Genomic DNA, 20,914 nt, shown 5'->3' with positions numbered 1-20,914 from the left:
GACGATCTCCACGAGTCTCGGAAGACTTCAGGCGGTCTCGAAGTCGGTGACCAGCCACTGCACGCCGAAGCGCTCGAGGCGGAGGGCCAGGACACGGCTGCGTTCCCCGCAATGGACGAGCACGCACATCTCGACGACCCCCTCGACGGACTGCTGCACGTGGGGCAGTCCGACCATCGGCGGCCGCTGAGTGTCGATCATCTTCCCCGCTCTGACCAGCCCGCGGTAGGCCCGCTCCGACAGCCGGTTCTGGACCGCCTCCGGCGGCCGGCGCCCGGAGAGGATCTCGGCCATCGCCTGCCCCAGGCCGCGCAGGCGCCGCTCGTCCGGCGCCGATCCCCTCGGGGCGACGATGAGTCCGCCACGCGCACCGGCCGTGCCGTTCTCCCCGTTCTCCTCGTGCCCCCCGTGCACATGGGGCTCGCGGGCCAGGGCGAGCGAGCCGTACGTGGCTGGAGGGCCCGCGTAGGGACCGCGCTCGTCGTCGTACGGAGGGTCCGCCGGGGGGACGGAGGCGAGCCTCGGCAGGGGGATCGGCTTGGGCATCGGGGGACTCCCTTGTCGTCGTCTGACCTGACGACTAATAGAGATTCCGGTCCTGCGCGCTGATACAGCGGCCGCCAACTTTGCCGATCAAGAGGCCTTTATGAGGTCATTTGTGCGGGAAAATTCCCATGGGTTGGGGTGAGGAGGCGGACGATGCCCGGCTGTTACGGATCCCGGAACCGAGCATTTCCGGCGACCGGAACCACGATGCAACCGACCGGGACCAGGCGGAACCACGGTGCAACGCACCGGCACCGCGGCGAGACCCACCGGCACCGCGGCGAGACCCACCGGGACCACGGCGAGACCCACCGGGACCGCGGTGAAACGCAGAAGGGGCGCCCAGGATCGCCGGGCGCCCCTTTCCCCGATACGTGCCCCGAGAGGGAGGTGCGGGGTACTGCGAGGGTGGGTCAGGTGCGGCTGGAAGCGGTCTCGGCGGTCTCTCCGGCGTCCACGTCGGGCTCCGGCTCGCGGCCGGGGGTCTTGAGGTTCAGCTTCTTGATCAAGAAGGTGAACACCCCGTAGTAGACGAAGAAGTAGATGACGCCGATCACCATGATCAGCAGGAAGTTGTGGGTGTTGTCCTTCGACGCGTTCAATCCGGCGTCGATGGCGCCCGCCGAGAAGCCGAAGCCCAGTCGGCCGTCGAGCGCCGCGACCACCGCCATCGAGACGCCGGTGAGCAGGGCATGGACCACGAACAGCACGGGTGCGACGAAGATGAACGCGAACTCGATCGGCTCGGTGATGCCGGTGACGAAGGAGATCAGCGCCGCCGAGATCATGATGCCGCCGACCGCCGCGCGGCGGTGGGGGAGGGCGGTGCGCCACATGGCGAGGGCCGCAGCAGGCAGGCCGAACATCATGACCGGGAAGAAGCCCGCCATGAACGCGCCCGCGCCGTCCTGGCCGGCGAAGTAGCAGTTCAGGTCGCCCGCGGCGTGGGTGGCGCCCACGGTGCAATCGGGCACGGTGAACCAGACGATCGAGTTGACGAAGTGGTGCAGGCCGAAGGGGATCAGCGCCCGGTTGACCACGCCGTAGATGCCGGCGCCGAGAGTGGAGTTGTCGGCCAGCCACTCGCCGAAGCTGCTGAGTCCCTGCCCGATGGGCTGCCAGATCAGGCCGAAGACGACGGCGAGGATGAGCGCGGCGAGAGCGGTGATGATCGGCACGAATCGACGGCCGCCGAAGAAGGCGAGCCAGGCCGGCAGCTTGATGCGGTAGTACCGCTGCCACAGGATGGCCGCCACGAGGCCGATGAGGATGCCGCCCAACACTCCGGTGGGGTTGGCCGAGGCGAGGTTGAGCGCGTCGGTGGGCTTGCCGTCCGCTCCGACGACGCTCTGGACCACCTTCGTGTGGACCGCGGAGTCGGCCGAGGCGTCGAAGAACATCAGGTGCGTGACCCGGTCCCAGACGAGGTAGCCGACCACGGCGGCCAGCGCCGTGGAGCCGTCGGAACGCCGGGCGAAGCCGACGGCCACACCGACGGCGAACAGCAGCGGCAGGGCGTCGAAGAGCGCGCCGCCGGCGCCGCCCACCATCTGGGCGATCTTGTCGAGCGTCGCGTTGTCCGTACGGCCGAGCAGGTCGTCCTGCCCGATGCGGAGCAGGATGGCGGCGGCGGGCAGGGCCGCGATCGGGAGCATGAGCGAGCGGCCGATGCGGGACAGCACGGCCATCACGGCGGATTGGCGCGCTGGAGCGGCGGGCAGACCCGCGTCTGCGGACGAGGATGTCATGGTGTCCTCCAGGAGTGGGGGTGCGGGAGGAGACCGCTAAGAGCGTCGGGTGGGGATCTCGAGGAGAGTCCGTAGCTGGTAGCGGTCGGCACGGTAGGTGGAGACCCCGAGTTCGGCGCATACCCCGCCGGCGTAGGACCGGCGCTGCAGAAGCAGCACGGCCCCTCCGCGGGGCAGTTTGAGCAGGTCGGCGTCACTCGGATCGGCGATACCGCCGTCGATGGTGAGCTCCCCGGCGTCCAGCACGAGTCCGTAGCGGGACTCGAGCAGGGCGTACAGGGATCGGCCGGACAGGTCGTAGTCATCGAGGTCGGGTGCGAGCACGACCGGGATGTGGGCGCGCTCGATGCTCAGCGGTTCCCCGTCCGCCGTGCGCAACCGCTCGATGAAGTGCACGGAGTCTCCCGGCTGTATGCCGAGTTCCCGTGCCAGATGCGCGCTGGCCCGGACTACACGCCGGTCCAGGTCGCGGGACCCCGGCTCCATGCCGCGTGCCCGCATGTCGTCACTGAAGGAGGTGAGCTGGAGTGCGAGTTCGATCTTCGGGCGTGCGACGAACGTGCCCTTGCCGGGGACCCGGTGCAGGCGGCCCTCCGACACCAGGTGGTCCACGGCCTGCCGTACCGTCATGCGGGACAGGCCGAAACGCTGGCAGAGCTCTCGTTCTGAGGGGATCGCCGCGCCGATCGGCAGCTCGTTGCTTTCGATGAGGTCGAGCACGATCTCTCTCAGCTGGAAGTACTTCGGCACCGGGCTGTCCGGATCGATCTGCGCCACTGATCCCTCCCCTCTCGTTCTGATCATGTGAAATAAGTTAAGGTTCTTACTGGTCTAGTCCGGACTAGACCATAGGCCGGAAATATGTGTCAATGAACGGGCCGGCGTCGGATCGATAACGGCCCCCATTCGCCAACGAGGATGAGCACCGGATGACGACGAAGATGCGCAGCGAGATCGCCGAGCAGCCGGCGGCGTTGCGGGCGACGATCGACGCCCTGCTGCCCCGCACCGCGGAGGTCCAGGCGCTGGCGCGGGACACCCGTCAGACGTTGTTCGTCGCGCGCGGCACCTCGGACAACGCCGCGGTCTACGGCCGGTACCTGATCGAGGCCCGGGCGGGCCGGTTGTCGGCGCTCGGAGCCCCCTCCATCGCCACGACCTACCGGCGCAAGCTCGATCTCGAGGGCGTGCTGGCCGTGGGGCTGTCCCAGTCCGGCCGCACCGAGGAGATCGTCGAGACCATCGAGTGGGCGAAGGCCTGCGGGGCCAAGACCGTCGCCATCACCAACGGCGGCGAGGACTCGCCGCTGGCCCAGGTCGCCGACCTCGCGCTGTGCACGCTGGCCGGTGAGGAGAAGGCGGTTCCCGCCACCAAGACCTACACCACCCAGCTCGCCGCCCTGGCCGTGCTGGCCCTGGGCCTCGGCGCCGACGTCGACCCGGACGACCTGCGGCGGGTTCCCGATGCGGTGGAGAAGCTGATCTCCGACCCCGGTGACCTGCAGGCCGTCGTCGACGGGCTCGCCGACAAGCCGGGGGTGGTCGTCTCGGGCCGCGGCCTGGCCTTCTCGACGGCGCTGGAGCTCGCGCTCAAGCTCAAGGAGGCGTGCTACCTGCACGCCATGGGGCTGTCCTACGCCGACCTGCTGCACGGCCCGATCGCGGTCGTCGACGAGGACACCCCGGCGATCCTGGTGGCGGCGGGTGAGGGCCCGACGCTCGCGGGCACGATCGCCCTCGCCCAGCGCGTCACCGGCGCGGGCGCCTCGGCCTTCGGCGTCGGTGGCGGCACCGAACTGGCCGCCGCGTCCACCGCCGCGCTGAACGGCCCCGATCTGCCGGAGTGGGTGGCCCCGCTGGGACTCATCGTTCCGGGACAGTTGCTGACCGAGGCGCTCGCGCGCAGGCTCGGTATCGACCCGGACGCACCCCGTGGTCTGAACAAGGTCACCCAGACCGACTGAACGGAGAACCCCCATGGCCGCAGACGCCGAGGCGATCGTCGCCGGACTCGGTGGCGCCGACAACATCATCGAGATCGAGCCGTGCATCACGCGGCTGCGCACCGAGGTGCACGACGCCTCGAAGGTCGACCAGGCGGCCCTCAAGGCGGCCGGCGCCCACGGCGTGATGGCCGCGGGCAACGTCGTCCAGGTCGTGGTGGGCCCCGAGGCGGACACCATCGCCAGCGACATCGAGGACATCATCGGCTGAGCCCGCGCAGTGGACGCGAGCTCGGGCGCTGGTCGCGCAGCTCGCGTGCACGAGCGGGCCCGCGTCGCGGCGATCGGGCTCTTGGCGGGCCGGCCGTCGCGCGCCGGAGGAAGGGCGCTTCACCTTGACGACTGTTCTCGCGCCGATGTCGGGCTCGGCCGTTGGACTGGCGGCCGTCCCCGACCCTGTGTTCTCCCAGGCCATGGTGGGCCCGGGGACGGCGATCGATCCCGAGCGGGCACCGGGTCAGGCGGTGGCTCCGATCACCGGGACGATCGTCAAGCTGCACCCGCACGCGTATGTGGTGGTCGGGGCCGACGGCAGAGGGGTCCTGGTCCATCTCGGCATCGACACGGTGCAGCTCAGGGGCGAGGGCTTCCGCCTGCTCGCCGCCGAGGGCGACCACGTCGAGGCGGGACAGCCCGTCGTGGGCTGGAACCCGGCCGAGATCGAGGCGGGCGGTCGCTCTCCCGTCTGCCCCGTCGTGGCGCTGGACGCCCCGGCCGAGTCGATCAGCGACGTGGCCTCCGGGCGGATCGTCGTCGGCGACGAACTCTTCCAGTGGTCGTGATGCGGGCGGCCCTGTTCGACCTGGACGGCACGCTGATCGACACCGAGCGCCGCAGCATCGCCCTGTGGGCCATGTTGCTGGACAACCACGGTGTGGAGCACGACACCGTGGTGCTGCGGCGTTTCATGGGCCGCCGCGGCGCCGACGTGCTCCCGGAGTTCTTCCCGGACGCCGACGTCGGCGCTCTGCTCGCCGAGTTGCGCTCCTACTACGACCGTCCGGGCCTGCCGGACATCGTGCCCGTCCCCGGAGCGGCCGACCTGGTGCGCCGGGTGGCCGGCCACGGCTCGCCCGTCGGCCTGGTCACCTCGGCGAACCTCGCGTGGGCGCGGGAACGGCTGGCCCAGGTGGGTGTCATCGATCTGGTCCAGACCATCGTGTCCGCCGAGGACGTCGCGGTGGGCAAGCCCGACCCGGCCGGGTTCCTGGAGGGCGCGGCCCGGCTCGGAGTCGAGCCCGGAGACTGTGTGGCGTTCGAGGACTCGCTGGCGGGAATCGCCGCCGCGCAGGCGGCAGGTATGGCATGTGTGGGAGTGGCCACCACACACCGTCCCGATGAACTGTCGCACGCGGATCTGGTAATCAGCGATCTGTCGGGTATTGATTGGCCCTTGACAGGAATAAGGTGGTCTAGACCGCGTTATTAGGTTCGCTTGAAGGAGGAAATCGTGGCCGAGCGCAAGGTCAGTGTCGAGTCCGAGGTGGGTCTGCACGCCCGTCCGGCGGCGACGTTCGTGCAGACCGCGGCGAAGGCGCCGTTCGACGTCACCGTCGCGAAGGCGGGAGGTCAGCCGGTGAGCGCGAAGAGCATCCTGTCCGTCCTGGCGCTGGACGTCAGGCAGGGCGAGTCCATCGTCATCTCGGCTGAGGGGGAGGGCGCCGACGAGGTGCTCGACCGGCTCGCCGAGATCGCCGCGGCCTCCTGATCCCCATGGACCGGCGCGAGACCGGGAGCACCACCCCGGAGTCCCAGGAGCAGGCTCCCCGGCTGCTCACGGGAACGGGCGTCAGCCCGGGCTCCGGGTACGGCCCGGCCTTTCTCGTGGTGGGAGACATCCCCGAGCCCGCCGCGGGATCGCGGCACGACGGTGACGCGCCGGCTGAGCGGGGCCGGGCCGAACAGGCCCTGGACGATGTCGCCGCCGACCTGGAGTCGAGAGGCGCCCGGGCGGGCGGCGAGGCCGAGGAGGTGCTCGGCGCGCAGGCCATGATGGCCCGCGACCCGGGGCTCGCCGTGGAGGTGGGCCAGCTGATCGACCAGGGTGTCGCCGCACCCAGGGCCGTCTTCGAAGCTTTCGGGAAATATCGGGATCTGCTGTCGGCGGCGGGCGGATACCTCGGCGAGCGGGTCGCCGACCTCGACGACATCCGCGACCGGGCGATCGCCCTGCTCGCCGGGCTGCCGATGTCCGGTGTCCCCACCAGCGCCGCCGTCCCGTTCGTGCTGGTCGCCAAGGATCTGGCTCCGGCGGACACGGCTCTGCTCTCCAAGGACGTCGTCGCCGCGTTCGTGACCGAGCAGGGTGGCCCGACGAGCCACACCGCGATCCTCGCCCGTTCGATGGGAGTCCCGGCGGTCGTCGGGTGCGCCGGTGCGACCACCATCGCGCAGGGCGCGGCCGTGCTCGTCGACGGTTCGTCCGGGCGTGTACGGCTCTCGCCGGACGAGGACGAGGTCACCGCGGCACGCAACGCCGACGAGGCCAGGCGTGCCGTCCTGTCGGCGGTCACCGGGCCCGGCACGACCGCGGACGGCCATGCCGTCCCCCTGCTCGCCAACATCGGCGGCCCGCGCGACCTCGACGCCGCCCTGGCGGCGGGGGCCGAGGGAGTGGGCCTCTACCGCACGGAGTTCCTCTTCCTGGACCGGGAGACCGCGCCCACGCCCGAGGAGCAGGAGGCGGCCTACCGGGCCGTCTTCGACGCGTTCCCCGGAGGGCGCGTCGTGGTCAGGACCCTCGACGCCGGTGCCGACAAGCCGCTGGCCTTCCTGCCGTCTCCCGGCGAGGAGCCGAACCCGGCACTCGGCGAGCGCGGCATCCGCATGTTCCGGCGGTATCCGGACATCATGGCCGTTCAGCTCGGCGCTCTCGCGCGCGCGGCGGCGGGCACCGCGGCCAAGGCCGAGATCATGGCTCCGATGGTGGCGACCGTCGAGGAGGCCGCGTGGTTCGCCGAGGCCTGCCGTACGGCGGGGCTGGAGAACGCGGGGATCATGATCGAGGTGCCGTCGGCGGCGATCAGGGCCACCGACCTGATCGAGGAGGTCGACTTCTTCTCGATCGGGACGAACGATCTCACGCAGTACGCGCTCGCCGCTGACCGGCAGGTCAGCGAGGTCGCCGCGCTCCAGGATCCGTGGCATCCCGCCGTCCTCGACCTCATCGGCATGGCCGCGTTCGCGGCCACGGCCGCGGGCAAGGGATGCGGGGTCTGCGGAGAGGCCGCGGCCGACCCGATCCTCGCCTGCGTGCTCGTGGGCATGGGGGTGACCTCGCTGTCCATGTCCGCGCCCGCGCTTCCGTTGGTGCGGGCCGCGCTGGCACGGCACACGCGCGAGCAGTGCCGTTCGGCCGCCGTGGGCGCCCGGTCGGCCACGTCGCCCGCCGGTGCGAGGGCGGCCGCACGGGCGGAGCTTCCGGAACTCGGGTCGCTGGCGCTTTGAGCGTCGCGACCGGGACCGTGTGTGGGGTCCCCGATGCGCGTTCGCGCACGGTTGGCGGGAGAGCGCCGATAACGTAAAGACATGCTAAAACTGCGGTCTGGTGCGGTTGGTCTGGCGGCTCTCCTGATGACCGGATGCTCGGCCGGGTTCGGGGCCACCGCGTCGTCGTCATCGCCCGCCACGCCGGTCGCGTCTCCGTCCGCGCCCTCGCCCACACTCCCGCCGTCCCCGGTCGTGAGCGCCACGCCGTCTCCGTCGCCGGGGGACCTCGAGGCGACGGTGGCCGCGATGACGGACGAGGACAAGATCGGGCAGTTGCTGGTGGCCGTCGTGTACGGCGGGCGCGCCGACTCCGCCCGCAAGGAGAACCAGGCCAGGTACGGCGTGGACACCCCGGCGGAGGTCGTCGAGAAGTACCGGCCGGGTGGCGTGATCTTGTTCAACTGGGCGGACAACGTCTCCGACGCGAAACAGGTCGCCGCGCTCACCACCGGGCTGCGCAAGGCCTCGGACACGCCGCTCATGATCGGCGTCGACCAGGAGAACGGCATCGTGTCCCGGCTGTCCCCGCTGATCACCGAACTGCCGGGAGCCCTGGCCATCGGCTCGACCGGCGATCCCGGCAACGCGCGCGACTCCGCACGGGTGACCGGTGAGGAACTCAAGGCGCTCGGCATCTCCGTCGACTTCGCGCCGGTCGCCGACGTCAACATCAACCCGCGCAATCCGGTGATCGGACCGCGGGCCTACGGGTCCGACCCGCAGAAGGTGGCCGCGATGGTCGGGGCGGCCGTGGACGGGTTCCACGACGCGGGCGTCGCCACCGTCGCCAAGCACTTCCCCGGCCATGGAGACACCGCGGTCGACAGCCACACCGGGCTTCCCGTGATCAAGCACTCGATGGCCCAGTGGGAGAAGCTGGACGCGCCGCCGTTCCGTGAGGCGATCAAGCGGGGCGTCGACGCGATCATGACCGCGCACGTCGTGATGCCGAAGCTCGACCCCTCCGGGGACCCCGCGACCCTCTCGCACAAGATCCTCACCGGTCTCCTGCGCGACAAACTGGGCTTCGACGGAGTGGTCACCACCGACGCGCTCGACATGGCGGGCGTCAGGAAGAAGTACGGCGACGCCGAGGTGGCCGTGCGCTCGATCCTCGCCGGCGCCGACGTGCTGCTGATGCCGCCCGACTACCCCACGGCGTACAAGGCGCTGCTCAAGGCCGTCGAGACCGGACGCATCACCGAGCAGCGGCTCGACGAGTCGGTCCTGCGCATCCTGCGGCTGAAGAAGGCGCGCGGCGTGTTCGGCCCGATCGAGACCGATCCCGGTGCGCTGAAGTCGAGCGAGCATCTCAAGGTCGCCAAGCGGCTCAAGGCGGCCGCGCGGTCCGCGGCCTGAACGGTTCGCTCCCGGCGGCGACCCGCATATCCTGTAACGCGTGTCAACGGGAGGTACCGTGCTCAAGGGCGTTCTGATCGACTGGGGTGGTGTCCTCACCACGAGCCTGGGCGACTCCATCGTCCACTGGCTCGAGGCCGACCGGATCGACTCGGTGCACTACCGCGACGTCATGCGCGACCTCGTCATGCACGCGTACGAGACGGGTGCGGACGGCGGCGCGGAGAACCCGATCCACGCGCTGGAGCGCGGGGAGGTCCCGGCCGCCGAGTTCGAACGGGACCTGGCCGCCCGGCTGCGGACGCTGGACGGCGTGCCACCGGAGGCCGACGGGCTGCTCACCCGCATGTTCGCCGGGTTCCAGCCGGTCGAGGAGATGAACGAGATGGTGCGGCGGGCCCGCGCGGCCGGGCTCACCACCTGCCTGTTGTCGAACTCGTGGGCCAACGACTATCCCCGCGACGCCTGGGACGAGCTCTTCGACGCCGTGGTCATCTCGGGTGAGGTCGGCATGCGCAAGCCGGAGCCGCGCATCTTCCACCACGCGCTCGGGCTGGTCGCCCTGGAGCCGCAGCAGTGCGTGTTCATCGACGACATCGAGGCCAACATCGAGGCCGCCCGTGCTCTGGGCATCGTCGGCGTCCATCACCGCGAGGCCGTCACGACGATCAGCGAGATGGAGAAGCTTTTCAGCCTGCCGTTCCGGGCGTGAGCCGGGAGGAAGTAGAGAAGACACATGCGCGTGTACCTGCCGTGCACGCTCCCCGCACTGGCCCGGGTGGTCGCCGCGGGAGAGCTGGGACCGGCCCCGCTGACCGGCTACGCCGTGACCCCGGCACTCGTCGAGTGGTACGCCTCGGGTGACACGGAGGAACTCGAGTACGTCGCGCTGACCGAGGCCGCCCGCGCCTCCCTCCGGATGCTCGCCGCCGACCGCGCGGACGGCGTCGAGGTCGCCGCGCGGCGGGTCGTCGTCGCGGCCGAGATTCCGGACAGCATCGTGACGATGGGCACCGACCTGGAGGAACGCGCGCGGGTGCGCCTGCTGAAGTCGGTCCCGATCGCCGAGCTCGCGTCCATCCACGTCGACGACCTGTCCGCCGCCGCCGACGTCGAGGCGGCCGTGGCCGCGTTGCCCGCAGCCGACCACGGGGACGACGACGCACAGTTCGCCGTCGACGGCGCGGAGGACCACGAACTGATGTGGTACGCCACGCAGGAAATCCCCGACTTGCTGAGTTGACCTGGAACGTTCACGGACTTGTCACAGGTCGCCCTTAAGCTCTAGAGCGATATGAGACACATAGTTTGGGACTGGAACGGCACGCTGTTCCACGACATAGACGCGGTGGTCGGGGCCACCAACGAGGTCTTCCTCCCCTACGGGCTGGCCCCTTTCGACGCGGACTCCTTCCGCGAGGTCTACACCCGGCCGATCTGGGTGGCCTACGAGCGCATGCTCGGCCGTCCGCTCGACGAGGGCGAGTGGGAGCGGCTCGACGTCGCGTTCCACGAGCACTACCACCAGCTCATGCTGGCCTGTGAGCTGGCGAAGGACGCGCAGTCCTGCCTCCGGGAGTGGGAGGGCTCCGGCCGGACGCAGTCGCTGCTGTCCATGTGGGCCCATGACCGGCTGGTCCCCAAGGTCGGCGAGTTCGGCATCGGCGGGCACTTCGCCCGGGTCGACGGACTGCGCTCCGCCTCGGGCGGCACCAAGGCCGAGCACATGGTCGCCCACCTGCGAGCCCTCGGCCTCGACCCGGAGACCGTGGTGGTCATCGGCGACAGCGTCGACGACGGGCACGCGGCCCAGCACGTCGGCGCGCAGGCGATCCTGTACACCGGCGGCATGACCAGACGGTCGGAGCTGGAGGCCCTGGGCTTCCCGGTCGTCGACTCGCTCGCCGACGCCCTCGGCAGGGTCGTCTGACCGAGGAAGCGGTCCGTGGACGGCTCTCGCCCGTTCTCTGTGACCCACCGCTGACCCGCAGGGTGACCCCGTGCGTGACCAGGGGTGTGAGAACGGGCCGGGCGGCTACAACCTCGGTATGACAGGTCCTCATGACCGGGTGATAGCCGTACCCTTGGGCACGAGCCATGCCGAATCCCCCACGGAGGCCATTATCAACCGTCTCGTCCTCTGGAACGTCGATCTCACTCTCGTCGACGCGACCATCGTCACCCGCGAGGCCTACGCGGACGCGTTCCGGATGGTGACCGGCCGACCGCTGGTCAAGCTCGCTCCGGCGATGGGCCGCCCGGACTCCGAGATCATTTTCGAGACGCTGGCCATCAACGGCATCGTGGTCGAGGATCAGCACCTGCCCAAGTTCCTCGACGCGCTCGCCGTCAGCTTCGCCGCCAAGCACAAGCGACTGGCGAAGGAGGGCCGGATGATGCCCGGCGCCAAGGAGGCGCTCACTGCCGTGTCCCGGCTCGACGGGGCCGTCCAGTCCGTGCTGACCGGGACCATCAAGGGCAACGCCGTCCACAAGCTGACGGCCTTCGGCCTGAACAAGTGGGTCGACTTCGAGGTGGGCGGCTACGGCGAGGAGGTCTACCCCAAGGCGACCCTCCTCCAGGTGGCGCAGGGAAGGGCCAAGACCAAGTACGGTGCGCCCTTCACGGCGCAGAACACCGTGCTGATCGGCGACTCGACCCGCGACGTGCAGGCGGCCAGGATCGGCGGGGCCGCGGTGATCGCCGTCGCCTCGGGCCGTTCCATGGCGGCCGAGTTGCACGAGGCCGGCGCCGACATAGTGCTCCCCGACCTGACGAACGCCTCGGAAGTCGTGGCCGCCGTCGCGCGGCTCACCAGCCCCGCCGACCGCAAGGCCGGCTGAGCGCGTCAGAGCGCGTCGAGGAAGCGCGGCCGCTCCGGGTGTGCTTCGGAGTTTCCGTTCGACGACGTGCGGTCGGTTTCGAGACCGGACGCCGCCCACACTCCGCAGCGAGATCGGTGTCGTCGAGCACCCCGACGGAGGCCGGTACGCCGTCGCGACCTTCACCCGCTCGTCCGGGACGGCCCAGAACCAGCCCCGGGCGGACGCCGCGATCGGGTCCGCCGCGCGGATCGCGATCGACCACCTGAGCGCACACATATGACAGCTGGTTTCTATGTGGGCGGTGACGGTGACATACGCCGTCCGCCTCGTAAGGATGGACACATGGTTGAGGAAGGCGCTCTGCTCTGGGAACCGACGCCGGAGATCGTCCGCGACGCTCGGGTGACGCGCTACGCGGACCGGCTCGGGCGGTCCGGGACGTACGACGACATCTGGCAGTGGTCGGTCGACCATCCGGCCGACTTCTGGACGTCGGTGTGGGACTACTTCGGCGTGGTGGGGGAGCGTGGTGACGGGCCCGTCATCAGTGGGACGATGCCGGACGTCCGATGGTTCACCGGAGCCACGATCAATTACGCCGCCAATGCGTTGCGCGGCGACTCCGACCACCTTGCTGTGATTTTTCGCGATGAAGCGGGGAATCGGCGGACGTACACGCTCGGGCACCTGCGCGAAGAGGTCGGCCGGGTGCGCGCGGGGCTGGTCAGACTCGGGGTGGGGCGTGGCGACCGGGTGGCGGCGTACGTCCCCAACATCCCCGAGGCGCTGATCGCCTTCCTGGCCACCGCCTCGCTCGGGGCCATCTGGTCCTCGTGCTCGCCGGACTTCGGCGCGCCGAGCGTCATCGACCGGTTCACCCAGATCGAGCCCAAGGTGCTCATCGCGGTCGACGGGTACCGGTACGGCGGCAAGGCCTTCGACCGCTCGGGCGTCGTCCGCGAGATCGCGGCCAAGCTGCCCACCCTCGCGGCGACCGTGTGGATCCCCCATCTGGGATCCGTCGCCTCAGTCGTCGGCGAGAGCCGTACTGGGGAGGGGGGACTGACCTGGGAGGACCTCAGCGGTGAGACCGGCGAGCTCGTGTTCGAGCCGGTCCCGTTCGGGCACCCGCTGTGGGTGCTGTACTCCTCGGGCACGACCGGCCTGCCCAAGCCCATCGTGCACGGGCACGGCGGAATCGTGCTCGAACACCTCAAGTCGCTCTCCTTCCACCAGGACCTCGGCGACGGGGATGTGTTCTTCTGGTACACCACGACCGGCTGGATGATGTGGAACTACCTCATCGGCGGCCTTCTCGTGGGCGCCACCGTCGTCCTCTACGACGGCAGCGCGGCCCATCCCGGGCCCGACGCCCTGTGGAGGCTGGCGGACGAGGAGGGGGTCACCTACTTCGGCACGGGCGCGCCGTACATCGTCGCCTCGATGAAGGCGGGGCTGAAGCCGACGGGCCTTTCACGGCTGAAGGGGATCGGCTCGACCGGATCGCCGCTGCCGCCGGAGGGGTTCGCGTGGGTCTACTCCGACGTCAAGGCCGATGTGCAGCTCGGGTCGTTCTCCGGGGGCACGGACGTCTGCACGGGTTTCGTGGGCGGGGTGCCGTCGCTGCCGGTCAGGGCAGGTGTCATCCCGTGCCGGTGTCTCGGGGCGATGGTGGAGTCGTTCGACCCGTCCGGGGCGTCCGTGATCGGCGAGGTGGGCGAACTCGTGGTGACGCAACCCATGCCCTCGATGCCGGTCATGTTCTGGAACGACCCGTCCGGTGACCGCTACCGCGAGTCCTATTTCGCCGACTACCCCGGCGTCTGGCGGCACGGCGACTGGATCAAGCTCAACCCCGACGGGAGTTGCGTGATCTACGGGCGGTCCGACTCGACCCTCAACCGGGGTGGCGTCCGGATGGGCACCAGCGAGTTCTACCGGGTCGTCGAGCGGTTCGAGGAGATCGCCGACAGCCTGGTGATCGACACCGGACGGCTCGGACAGGAGGGCCGTCTCCTGCTGTACGTCACGCTGGCTGAGGGCGGCGCGTTCTCCGACGATCTCGTGAGCCGGCTCAAGGGGGCGCTGCGAAGCGAGCTGTCCCCGCGGCACGTGCCCGACGAGATCCACGAGGTCCCCGGCATCCCCCGGACGTTGTCCGGTAAGAAGCTGGAGATCCCGGTACGGAAGATCCTTCTCGGGACACCCGTCGAGCAGGCCGCCAACCCCGACGCCATGGCCAACCCAGAGGTCCTCCGCCATTTCCACCCCCCGTGCCCCCCGCACCCTCCGCGTGATCATGCACAGGTTCGTGATCAGGCCCCTTGAGCTGCGTGACTCCTTGTCGTGATCATGCACAGATTCGGGGTTGGAGTCCTTGAGCTGCGCAGACTGTTTTCGTGATCATGCACAGGTTCGCTTGCGTGCCGTACGAGCTGGGGGAACGCCTTCCGTGATCATGCAGTAGGCCTGGGTGTGCATGATCACGCAGCAGAAAAGCACAGGTCGCCGGTGGTCGCGCCGAACCTGTGCATGATCACGAACAGAAGAGTCGCAGGTGGTAGGGGCATTCTCCGAATCTGTGCATGATCACGGTTGAAAGAGGCGCAGGTCGGTGGGGCATCGCACGAATGTGTGCATGATCACGCCGGGTGTGATCACGCTGGGTGTGATCACGCTGGGGTGGGGGGGAAGCGGAGGGCTAGGGCGGGGCACATCTCCACGGCTCGGCGGGCTTCGGCACGCAACCACGGGGGTACGCCGCCCTCCTCGACGACAGGGAAGCCGTGCTGGTCGAGCTTGACCAGTTCGGGGGCGACGTGCGCGCAGAGCCCATGGGCCTGGCAGCGGGTCCAGTCGACCACCAGCTTGGCCTCGGGCGATTCGGAGGCCGGGAGGGGCAGCATCTCGAGCACCGGCCGCCCGCAGGTCCCGTGGATCCGGTGCTCCTCCACGTCGTCGGCGAACGCTTCGAGCGCCGACATGACGAACCGGGACGAGCCGTCGGGGTGGAAACACGCCCCCCGACCTCGTACGGCTGACGCGGCCCGCCGTACGAGCTCGATGCCGTGCGACGAACCGCCCGACAGTTCGGCCACGGCGCGGGCGAGATCGGGCAGGCCGAGCCGGCAGGGGCCGCACTGGCCCGACGACTGGGCGGCCAGGTAGTTCGCGACGCGCAGCGTCTCGCCGAGGGGGCAGGTCTCGCCGCCGAGCGGCACCACGATGCCCGCGCCCAGAGATCCACCGGCCTGCGAGATGCCGCGGCGGGACACGATCGCCCCATACGCCTCGGCGGCGGACAACCACGCCCCGTGGTACCCGCCGACCAGAACGCCGTCACCGACGGCCGCCTCGCACAGGTCGAGCACAGAGGCCAGCGGCACCCCCGGCGTGACCTCGACGACGGCCGGGAAGACGGCCGAGCCGCCGACGGTCAGGAGGGTCGTCCCCGGCTCCTGTACGGTTCCCACCGAGCCGTACACCTCCGCGCCCAGTTCCCCGAGGACGGCGAGCTGGGCGAAGGTCTCGGTGTTGGACAGCAGCGTCGGCAGGCCGTCCACGCCGCTGTCGGAGGAGCGGGCCTTGCGCCCTGGCGGGATGCCCGCCTGGCCGTTCACGGCCTTGACCAGAGCGCCGCCCTCGCCCGAGATGAACCGTTCCGGGATGGCGGCGACGCGGACGGAGTCCTCGGCGCCCCGCTCGGCGACGGCGGCCGTCATGGAGGCCTCCGCCACGTCGCCGGAGGGCACCGCGACCACGACCTGCCGTGCGTTGAGCGCGCCGGCCGCCAGCAGGGCGCCCTCCAGGACGAGGTGAGGGGCCCGGGTGAGCAGCATCTTGTCCTTCACGCTGGCGGGCTCGCCCTCGGCGCCGTTGACCAGGACCACGGTCTCGGAGTCGCCGGCCCGCGCGGCGACCGCGCGCAGCTTGCGCGCGAACGGGAAGGCCGCGCCGCCGCGCCCCCGCAGATCGACGTCCTCCGCCATCGAGATGAGCGTGTCGACGGACTCGGTGCCGAGCTCGCCGTGGATGGCGCGGTGGGCGTCGAGGTCGAGCCTGCGGTGCTGGTCCAGCCCGGCCGTGAGCCGTGCGGGACCGAGCCGCCGGATCTGGGACACGCGATAGGGAATCACACGATCCTCCGAAGTTTGGTGTCCTGTGATCTCCGCGAGGCCCGTCCGATGGGCGTCGCGTCCGTGCCGGTGCGGCCGAGCAGGGGAACCGGTTCCGGCATCGTCCGGGGGGCCTTCTCCGGGGACGACTTGGGTACGGCTCGCGGCATCGGCTGCGTCTGCGTCATGTCGACGGCGTTGACCACGCCGGCCTCGAGGGCGGGCCGGAAGGTGGCCATGACCCGGATCAGCAGAGCCGATCCGACGGCCACGAGACAGAGCACGTAGCTCCAGCTCACCCATGCGGCGGGGGTCCGGCCGGCCATGAGCCCGTGGAGGATGGACAGCGGCCACGCCAGGTAGGCGAGGTCGTGCAGGACGCGCCACGTCCAGGGACGCTCGGCCTGGGCGAACCGGCCGCGCATCACGCCCGTCGCGACGACGACGATCATTAGGTCGGACGCCAGCGCGCCCATCCCCACGTACAGCGAGGTGGTGGGCACGATCGAGCCGTACGCGGGAACGAGCCCAGCGGCGATCTTCATGCCGATGTGGGTGACCAGGAAGCCGACGCCGACCAGGGCGGCGGCCCGGTGCACGAGCTGGGCGCGGACGCGCTGGGGGATCGGCAACACCACGCGCTCGCTGGCGGCGAGCCCGAGCGCGACGGTCGTGGTGAGGGCGACCAGGGAGATGACGCCCGCGTAATAGGTGAGAAAGGTCTGCGCCGCGTCCAGCAGCGGCGTGCCGATCCCGTTGTAGGCGGCGAAGAGCGCACCGGTCATCACCACGGTGACCGCGGCGCCTAGGCCGATGCGCACGCCCGGTTTGTTGAGATCCAGACCTTCGTCTGGCCGGGTGTGCCGTGGAGCCCGTCGGTGGGGCAAGGATTCCTCCGTCGGATGAAACCGTGATCGGTGTTCCGGCGATCTCGGCACGAGCGAGGAGATCGCCGCGGGGAGTGCGAGGCTCAGGACGCGGAAGGGTGCCGCTCCCCGTCCTCACGCGGGGTGGACCGCGGGAGTTCGGACGGGGAACGGCACGTCCTGGGTTTCCGGGACGGCGCGATCAGCAGCGGCGGCCGCGGTTGATGCAGTTGACGACCGTGTTCATCAGGCGTGCCGGCATCACGTTCTCGAAGTCGGCGTGGTCGGTTATCGGGTTGTGCAGCTGTTCGGGGAAGCTGTCGACGGCGAAGGACGCGCCACGCGGCACCGAGTAGCCGAGCGTCATGCGCAGCTGCGGGATCGGCTTGGTCCCGGCCGCGCACCGGCCGTTGGCGGCGGGGAAGGTGACGTGCGTACGGTGGTTGGCGCTGTCGATGTTCGCGCCGTCCCAGCAGCTCGGGAAGTCCAGGATCCGCAACACCATGCTGCCTCTGGGGCAGATGGGGTACTTGGTGGTGGTGCGGTTGGTGAATCCCGAACAGGTCCACTGGGCGCGCGCGTTCGCGGGGCCGTTGGTGGCGGACTTGGCGTCACCGGTGATCAGCCGGAGGAATCGGGGCATGGCCACGACCCGGTTGAACCGGTTGCCGCGGAACTGCAGCGTCACGACCTTCGGCAGGAGGATCGTCCCGACGTTCCCCTCCGCGCCGTGTCCCGGGTCCGCAGGAGCGGGAGCCGACGCGCTGGGGGCCGGAGCCGTGTCCGCCGGGGCGGGCGCGGCGGGATCCGCCTCTGCGCCCGGCGACGTCGCCGCGTCCGTCGGAGTCTCGGAAGTCGCCGTCTCGGAAGTCGGAGTCTCCGAAGCCGGAGTCTCGGCGACCGCGGGGTCAACCGGGGCGTCGGTAGCCGGGGCGTCGGAAGCCGGCGCCTCGGACGCTGCGGGTTCGGACGCGGGAGGCTCGGAGGCCGGCGCCTCGGAATCGGCGTCGGCGTTCGCGTCGGCGTCCGCTTCCGCACGGCTCTTGATCGGCGTCGCTCCGGTCCTGCTCCGCAGAACCGGCCAGAAGTAGGTGGACTTGTCGCCCAGGCGGCAGGTGGTGCCGCCTGCGGCGAGGCTCTCGTCTGTGGAGAACCCGTTGGTGGTCAGGTTGCCGACGTAGTCGTGGATGTGGTGTGCGCCGTTCGACACGCCGGGGGCGACGATGTGGTTGTCCGAGTTGTGGTGCCCGTTCTCGTTGCGGCCGCAGCGGGAGATGAACGACCCGCGACCGGCGACGACGCCGGTGTTCGCGCGGGGGACCTTCCGGATGTCGACGAAGTCCTCCAGGAAGGGGCCGACGTCCTCACACTCGTCGTGTCCCTGCACGGTGGGATCGCAGTGAGCGGAGGCCGCCGGCACGTCGAGCCCGACGAGCGCGCTGCTCAGCAGGAGGCCGGCACTCGCAAGCATCAGCCGTTTTCGCATGTTTGATAGCTCCTGAACCTGACTAGACCGTGGGGGCGGGAAGCGTGGAGTAATCCACGAGGCCTGTGCTCTCCAGTAGGGACATGTGCTTCATGACGACGTTGTTCGCCGTCGTGGCGAACTCGCGGATCAGGTCGTTGCGGGTGCCCGCGCGTACGGCGGCGACGACCGCGAAGACCTTGCCGTGGGCGTTTCTCAGCCGGTCGACGAAGATCCGGTCGAACTCGGGCCCTCTGGCTCCCGACATCTCGTCGAGCCACCCCTGCTGGTCGGGGTTGGGCTCGTTGGGCAACAGGACCCCGAGCTTGTCGGCCAGGGCGCGCACCTCGGCGTCGAGCTTGGTGTGGTCGGTCACCAGGTGCATGCCGACGTCCTTGACCTTGTCGCTGTTCGAGCGATCCTGAGCCCATCGGCCGGCGGGGATCTCCCAGAGTCCTGCCCACCGGACCCGCACGAGCAGGTCGCGGTCGGCCGGGCTGAGGGGCCCCCACTGCGTCTGAGTCCATCCAGCCTGGGCCGCCTCACCTCGGGGGACGACCACGACCACGGCGATGGCCGCGGCGAAGAGGAAGACGCCGAACACCAGGAGTTCCCCAAACCGGAACCGCATCGTGCCTCCTTTCGTGACCTTCGGTGGGAGGTACGCGGAGGTGTGGCAGGCGGTTCAGGAAATAGTCAGAAATGACTGGAGTTAGCGGAGTCGAGTACAGGCGAGGAAAACTGATGCAAACATGTGCCCGTGCGTCGACAACTCGACAGCCGGTTCGCGCGTCAGGACTCCTACGGCGACCCTGATCGGGACGATCATCTGATCAGGGAGCTGTACCAGGAGTTCGGTGGTCCGCTGCTGCGTCAAGTGCGGAAGACGACCGGCAACGATCTGCAATGGGCCGAGGACGTGGTCCAGGAGACGCTTGTTCGCGCCTGGCGTAACTCCGCGAAGCTGACCTGGGAACCCGGCCTCCTGTGGGCCTGGCTTTTGACCGTGGCCCGCCGCATCGTGATCGACGGGCGCCGGCGCAGGGGCGTCCGCCCCAGAGAGGTGGAGGCTCCGGAAGAGGACACCATCGCCGTCCCGGACGGTTCCGATCGCACACTGGCGGCCATCGTGGTCGCCGACGCTTTACGCGGACTGTCGGTCCAGCACCGGGAAGTTATCGAAGAGACATACTTACGGGACCGTACGGTAAGCGAAGCGGCGGAGATTCTGGGGATTCCGCCGGGTACCGTGAAATCGAGGCTCTTCTATGCCCTGCGCGCTCTGCGTTCGGCACTGAAGGAAAGGGGGGTGGCGAGCTGATGTCCGCGTCGTCGGAACACTTCGATGTGGCCGCCTATGCCCTTGGAGTGCTCGATGACGACGACGTGGAGGCATTCGAGCGCCACCTCGACGGCTGCGCGCAGTGCCAGTCGGAGTTGCTGGAGAGCCACGACGTTCCCGGTATGCTCGACGCGGTCAAGGCTGACTCCGTGTCCCCCGAGCGGACCCGCCCCTGAGTCGCCTGTACGTTAAGTTGACGTATGGGGCCTTTTCGGGTGATATCGGGTGCGGTGGTGCCACGCTTCCTGTCAATGGGGACAGGGAGATGCTGTGCCACCAGAGGAGTGGTGCATGGCTGCGTTGCCGGATAGGCAGGCCCGGGCCGCGAACGCTTCGCCTCCTCCGCGTAGTTTCGGCGAGGAAGGCGCTCGCCTGTCCTATGGCGACTACCTCCGCCTGAGAGATCTCCTCGCCCAGCAGGCGCCCCAGTCGGGCGCGAGCGACGAACTGCTCTTCATCACGGTCCACCAGGTCTACGAACTGTGGTTCAAGCTGCTCCTGCACGAGTTGGAGCGCATCAGGGACGCGATGATCGAGGGTGCGCTGTGGCGCGCCAGGCACCTGTTCCGCCGGGTCCACGCGGTGGAGCGGGTCCTCGTCGAGCAGGTCCAGGTGCTGGAGACCATGACGCCGCAGGACTTCCTGGAGTTCCGGTCGGTTCTCGCGCCGGCCAGCGGGTTCCAGTCGGTCCAGTTCCGTGAGCTCGAGTTCCTCTCCGGAGCGAAGGACGAGGCCTATCTCAGCCGGCTCCGGGACGCCGACGACGCGGAACTCGCCAGACTCAGGCGGCGGCTGGCCGAACCCACCCTGTGGGATGCTTACCTCACCGCACTTTCCCAGCGTGGCCTCGCTGTCTCCGATGAGGAGATCATGGACTCCCTGCTGGCCGTGGCGAGGGATCGCGGATCGTACGACGATCTGTGGGAACTCGCCGAAGATCTGCTGACGCACGACGAGACCACCGCTCATTGGCGGATGCGCCACGTTCAGATGGTCGAGCGCCAGATCGGCACCAAATCCGGTACGGGCGGCTCGTCCGGAGCGCCGTACCTCCGCGGACGCACACGAATGCAGTTCTTTCCCCTCTTGTGGGAATTAAGGGCCTGGCTTTAAACCTAAAAGCTCACAAAGGGGTGAGTAGCGACATGCCGCTCGA

The 20,914-nt window shown here is 69.7% G+C and carries 23 protein-coding genes; 16 read left to right on the top strand and 7 right to left on the bottom strand.

Going from position 1 to position 20,914, the window contains the following annotated elements:
* Positions 1–27: 27 nt before the first annotated feature.
* From Psi02_RS29660 to Psi02_RS29650, 3 genes are all read right to left on the bottom strand, one after another.
* Entirely contained in the window at positions 28–546 is a 519-nt protein-coding gene (locus Psi02_RS29660) for an Rv3235 family protein (RefSeq protein ID WP_203979140.1), read from the bottom strand.
* 413 nt (positions 547–959) lie between these two features.
* Positions 960–2,294, bottom strand: coding sequence for a PTS transporter subunit EIIC (locus Psi02_RS29655; RefSeq protein WP_203979139.1), 1,335 nt, complete (start codon positions 2,292–2,294; stop codon positions 960–962).
* 36 nt (positions 2,295–2,330) lie between these two features.
* Positions 2,331–3,098, bottom strand: coding sequence for a GntR family transcriptional regulator (locus Psi02_RS29650; protein ID WP_203956975.1), 768 nt, complete (start codon positions 3,096–3,098; stop codon positions 2,331–2,333).
* A 125-nt stretch (positions 3,099–3,223) separates the two neighbouring features.
* On the opposite strand from Psi02_RS29650, the gene Psi02_RS29645 reads away from it, so the two are divergent.
* The 13 genes from Psi02_RS29645 to Psi02_RS29590 all read left to right on the top strand — a co-directional run bounded on the left by Psi02_RS29645 (position 3,224) and on the right by Psi02_RS29590 (position 14,298).
* Positions 3,224–4,258: an SIS domain-containing protein gene (locus Psi02_RS29645; protein WP_203979138.1), complete on the top strand. Its 1,035-nt coding sequence runs from the start codon at positions 3,224–3,226 to the stop codon at positions 4,256–4,258.
* 13 nt (positions 4,259–4,271) lie between these two features.
* A complete protein-coding gene (locus tag Psi02_RS29640; RefSeq protein WP_203956973.1) occupies positions 4,272–4,508 on the top strand; it encodes a PTS sugar transporter subunit IIB in 237 nt (78 codons plus the stop codon).
* Positions 4,509–4,632: 124 nt separating this feature from the next.
* Positions 4,633–5,079 (top strand): PTS sugar transporter subunit IIA, encoded by a 447-nt coding sequence (locus Psi02_RS29635; protein ID WP_203979137.1) that lies wholly within the window; start codon positions 4,633–4,635, stop codon positions 5,077–5,079.
* Positions 5,079–5,726, top strand: coding sequence for an HAD family hydrolase (locus Psi02_RS29630; RefSeq protein WP_203979136.1), 648 nt, complete (start codon positions 5,079–5,081; stop codon positions 5,724–5,726). The genes Psi02_RS29635 and Psi02_RS29630 overlap by 1 nt, the downstream gene beginning before the upstream one ends.
* Positions 5,727–5,747: 21 nt before the next feature.
* Positions 5,748–6,005 (top strand): HPr family phosphocarrier protein, encoded by a 258-nt coding sequence (locus Psi02_RS29625; RefSeq protein WP_203956971.1) that lies wholly within the window; start codon positions 5,748–5,750, stop codon positions 6,003–6,005.
* Positions 6,006–6,010: 5 nt separating this feature from the next.
* A complete protein-coding gene (gene ptsP, locus Psi02_RS29620) occupies positions 6,011–7,744 on the top strand; it encodes a phosphoenolpyruvate--protein phosphotransferase (RefSeq protein WP_203979135.1) in 1,734 nt (577 codons plus the stop codon).
* Between the two features lie 81 nt (positions 7,745–7,825).
* Complete coding sequence (gene nagZ, locus Psi02_RS29615; protein WP_203979134.1) at positions 7,826–9,145, top strand: beta-N-acetylhexosaminidase; 1,320 nt, start codon at positions 7,826–7,828, stop codon at positions 9,143–9,145.
* A gap of 40 nt (positions 9,146–9,185) precedes the next feature.
* The gene (locus Psi02_RS29610; protein WP_239095268.1) at positions 9,186–9,857 is read left to right on the top strand and encodes an HAD family hydrolase; all 672 of its coding nucleotides are present in this window, start codon (positions 9,186–9,188) and stop codon (positions 9,855–9,857) included.
* A gap of 24 nt (positions 9,858–9,881) precedes the next feature.
* Positions 9,882–10,388, top strand: a complete 507-nt coding sequence (locus Psi02_RS29605) for a DUF6912 family protein (RefSeq protein ID WP_203979133.1) — start codon at positions 9,882–9,884, stop codon at positions 10,386–10,388.
* A gap of 51 nt (positions 10,389–10,439) precedes the next feature.
* Positions 10,440–11,075 (top strand): HAD family hydrolase, encoded by a 636-nt coding sequence (locus tag Psi02_RS29600; protein WP_203956967.1) that lies wholly within the window; start codon positions 10,440–10,442, stop codon positions 11,073–11,075.
* Between the two features lie 118 nt (positions 11,076–11,193).
* Positions 11,194–11,988, top strand: coding sequence for an HAD family hydrolase (locus tag Psi02_RS29595; RefSeq protein ID WP_203979132.1), 795 nt, complete (start codon positions 11,194–11,196; stop codon positions 11,986–11,988).
* Positions 11,989–12,028: 40 nt separating this feature from the next.
* On the top strand, positions 12,029–12,250 hold the full coding sequence (locus Psi02_RS41355) for a serine hydrolase (protein ID WP_505859856.1): 222 nt from the start codon (positions 12,029–12,031) through the stop codon (positions 12,248–12,250).
* A gap of 62 nt (positions 12,251–12,312) precedes the next feature.
* Positions 12,313–14,298, top strand: coding sequence for an acetoacetate--CoA ligase (locus tag Psi02_RS29590; RefSeq protein ID WP_203979131.1), 1,986 nt, complete (start codon positions 12,313–12,315; stop codon positions 14,296–14,298).
* A 344-nt stretch (positions 14,299–14,642) separates the two neighbouring features.
* On the opposite strand, the gene Psi02_RS29585 is transcribed toward Psi02_RS29590, so the two are convergent.
* The 4 genes from Psi02_RS29585 to Psi02_RS29575 form a co-directional block, all read right to left on the bottom strand.
* The gene (locus tag Psi02_RS29585; protein ID WP_239095267.1) at positions 14,643–16,106 is read right to left on the bottom strand and encodes an NADH-quinone oxidoreductase subunit NuoF family protein; all 1,464 of its coding nucleotides are present in this window, start codon (positions 16,104–16,106) and stop codon (positions 14,643–14,645) included.
* Entirely contained in the window at positions 16,103–16,906 is an 804-nt protein-coding gene (locus Psi02_RS40325; RefSeq protein WP_239095266.1) for a hypothetical protein, read from the bottom strand. The genes Psi02_RS29585 and Psi02_RS40325 overlap by 4 nt, the downstream gene beginning before the upstream one ends.
* Before the next feature lie 247 nt (positions 16,907–17,153).
* Positions 17,154–18,437, bottom strand: coding sequence for a DUF1996 domain-containing protein (locus tag Psi02_RS29580; RefSeq protein WP_203979129.1), 1,284 nt, complete (start codon positions 18,435–18,437; stop codon positions 17,154–17,156).
* 22 nt (positions 18,438–18,459) lie between these two features.
* Positions 18,460–19,047, bottom strand: coding sequence for a DUF4142 domain-containing protein (locus tag Psi02_RS29575; protein WP_203956962.1), 588 nt, complete (start codon positions 19,045–19,047; stop codon positions 18,460–18,462).
* A 129-nt stretch (positions 19,048–19,176) separates the two neighbouring features.
* Between Psi02_RS29575 and Psi02_RS29570 the strand changes: the two genes are divergently transcribed.
* The 3 genes from Psi02_RS29570 to Psi02_RS29560 all read left to right on the top strand — a co-directional run bounded on the left by Psi02_RS29570 (position 19,177) and on the right by Psi02_RS29560 (position 20,871).
* Entirely contained in the window at positions 19,177–19,737 is a 561-nt protein-coding gene (locus Psi02_RS29570) for a sigma-70 family RNA polymerase sigma factor (RefSeq protein ID WP_203979128.1), read from the top strand.
* Positions 19,737–19,934, top strand: coding sequence for a zf-HC2 domain-containing protein (locus Psi02_RS29565; RefSeq protein WP_203956961.1), 198 nt, complete (start codon positions 19,737–19,739; stop codon positions 19,932–19,934). Before Psi02_RS29570 ends, Psi02_RS29565 begins: the two co-directional genes overlap by 1 nt.
* A gap of 115 nt (positions 19,935–20,049) precedes the next feature.
* Positions 20,050–20,871, top strand: coding sequence for a tryptophan 2,3-dioxygenase (locus tag Psi02_RS29560; RefSeq protein WP_203979127.1), 822 nt, complete (start codon positions 20,050–20,052; stop codon positions 20,869–20,871).
* Positions 20,872–20,914: the final 43 nt, after the last annotated feature.

It is taken from the genome of Planotetraspora silvatica (assembly GCF_016863315.1).
Lineage (GTDB): Bacteria > Actinomycetota > Actinomycetes > Streptosporangiales > Streptosporangiaceae > Planotetraspora > Planotetraspora silvatica.
This window is presented reverse-complemented; position numbering and strand designations above follow the sequence as displayed.

Coding starts and splice junctions, on each gene's coding strand:
- Psi02_RS29630 (WP_203979136.1), top strand. CDS start 5,079: ATGCGGGCGGCCCTGTTCGACCTGGACGGCACGCTGATCGACACCGAG.
- Psi02_RS29655 (WP_203979139.1), bottom strand. CDS start 2,294: ATGACATCCTCGTCCGCAGACGCGGGTCTGCCCGCCGCTCCAGCGCGC.
- nagZ (WP_203979134.1), top strand. CDS start 7,826: ATGCTAAAACTGCGGTCTGGTGCGGTTGGTCTGGCGGCTCTCCTGATG.
- Psi02_RS29565 (WP_203956961.1), top strand. CDS start 19,737: ATGTCCGCGTCGTCGGAACACTTCGATGTGGCCGCCTATGCCCTTGGA.
- Psi02_RS29645 (WP_203979138.1), top strand. CDS start 3,224: ATGACGACGAAGATGCGCAGCGAGATCGCCGAGCAGCCGGCGGCGTTG.
- Psi02_RS29595 (WP_203979132.1), top strand. CDS start 11,194: ATGACAGGTCCTCATGACCGGGTGATAGCCGTACCCTTGGGCACGAGC.
- ptsP (WP_203979135.1), top strand. CDS start 6,011: ATGGACCGGCGCGAGACCGGGAGCACCACCCCGGAGTCCCAGGAGCAG.
- Psi02_RS29660 (WP_203979140.1), bottom strand. CDS start 546: ATGCCCAAGCCGATCCCCCTGCCGAGGCTCGCCTCCGTCCCCCCGGCG.
- Psi02_RS29575 (WP_203956962.1), bottom strand. CDS start 19,047: ATGCGGTTCCGGTTTGGGGAACTCCTGGTGTTCGGCGTCTTCCTCTTC.
- Psi02_RS29580 (WP_203979129.1), bottom strand. CDS start 18,437: ATGCGAAAACGGCTGATGCTTGCGAGTGCCGGCCTCCTGCTGAGCAGC.
- Psi02_RS29590 (WP_203979131.1), top strand. CDS start 12,313: ATGGTTGAGGAAGGCGCTCTGCTCTGGGAACCGACGCCGGAGATCGTC.
- Psi02_RS29605 (WP_203979133.1), top strand. CDS start 9,882: ATGCGCGTGTACCTGCCGTGCACGCTCCCCGCACTGGCCCGGGTGGTC.
- Psi02_RS29600 (WP_203956967.1), top strand. CDS start 10,440: ATGAGACACATAGTTTGGGACTGGAACGGCACGCTGTTCCACGACATA.
- Psi02_RS29640 (WP_203956973.1), top strand. CDS start 4,272: ATGGCCGCAGACGCCGAGGCGATCGTCGCCGGACTCGGTGGCGCCGAC.
- Psi02_RS29560 (WP_203979127.1), top strand. CDS start 20,050: ATGGCTGCGTTGCCGGATAGGCAGGCCCGGGCCGCGAACGCTTCGCCT.
- Psi02_RS29650 (WP_203956975.1), bottom strand. CDS start 3,098: ATGATCAGAACGAGAGGGGAGGGATCAGTGGCGCAGATCGATCCGGAC.